Below are 1,071 nucleotides of genomic sequence, written 5' to 3' on the forward strand. Positions count from 1 at the left end.
TGTATTGACCACGGACGTTAGGAACATGCGGCGTGGTTAGGTGACAAAAAGAAGACCTCCAAGTGGAGTGGGGCTTGTCTAGAGTCCGAACCACAAGGAGGTCTTCAATGTCCCATGCTAACGCGCTTCTGACGCCCAAGGGCCGGCTCCGCCTTGCCCAATGCATCGTGGAAGACAAATGGCCGTTGCGGCGGGCAGCTGAACGGTTCCAGGTATCCGTCACGACCGCCGCGCGGTGGGCGGACCGGTACCGGGCTCTTGGTGAGGCCGGGATGGCGGACCGTTCCAGCCGGCCCGTCAGCTCCCCGCGGCGGACCTCGGTGCGGCGGGAGCGTCGGATCATCGCGATTAGGGTCAACCGCCGGTGGGGACCGGCACGGATCGGCTATCTGCTGGGCATCCATCCCTCCACGGTGCACCGGGTGCTGTCCAGATTTGGGCTGGCGAGGTTGGCGTGGCTGGACCGGGCCACGGGCCGGGTGATTCGCCGGTACGAGCACCACAAGCCCGGGGACCTGGTCCACGTCGACATCAAGAAACTTGGACGGATCCCTGACGGCGGTGGACACCGCAGCGTCGGCAGGACCGCCGGAAACCGGAACAAGACCGGTACCGCGGCGAACCGGAGACCGGGCTACGCGTTCCTGCACAACGCCGTCGATGACCATTCCCGACTTGCCTACACGGAGATCCTGACCGATGAAAAAAAGGACACCGCGGCTGGATTCTGGGCACGTGCCAACGCCTATTTCGAGTCCCACGGAATCACTGTGAAACGGGTTCTGACCGATAACGGCTCCTGCTACCGCTCTTACGCGTTCAAAGACGCGCTGGGCCCTGAGATCAAGCACAAACGCACGCGCCCGTACCGGCCACAGACAAACGGCAAAGTCGAGCGCTACAACCGCACCATGCTCGATGAATGGGCCTACGCCCGTCCGTATCGATCAGAGACCGAGCGTGTTGCCGCTTTCGCCGACTGGCTCCATCACTACAATCATCATCGAGGCCACACCTCACTCAAAGGTCAGCCACCGGCCAGCCGCGTCACCAACCTCTCAGGTCAATACA

At 62.7% G+C, this 1,071-nt stretch carries 1 protein-coding gene; it reads left to right on the forward strand.

From position 1 onward, the window contains the following. Positions 1–107 precede the first annotated feature (107 nt). On the forward strand, positions 108–1,071 hold a 964-nt coding region (locus tag M8J71_RS22920; RefSeq protein ID WP_256250171.1), incomplete at its 3' end, for an IS481 family transposase.

The sequence above is a fragment of the Pseudarthrobacter sp. R1 genome (genome assembly GCF_024494415.1).
Classification (GTDB): Bacteria; Actinomycetota; Actinomycetes; order Actinomycetales; family Micrococcaceae; genus Arthrobacter.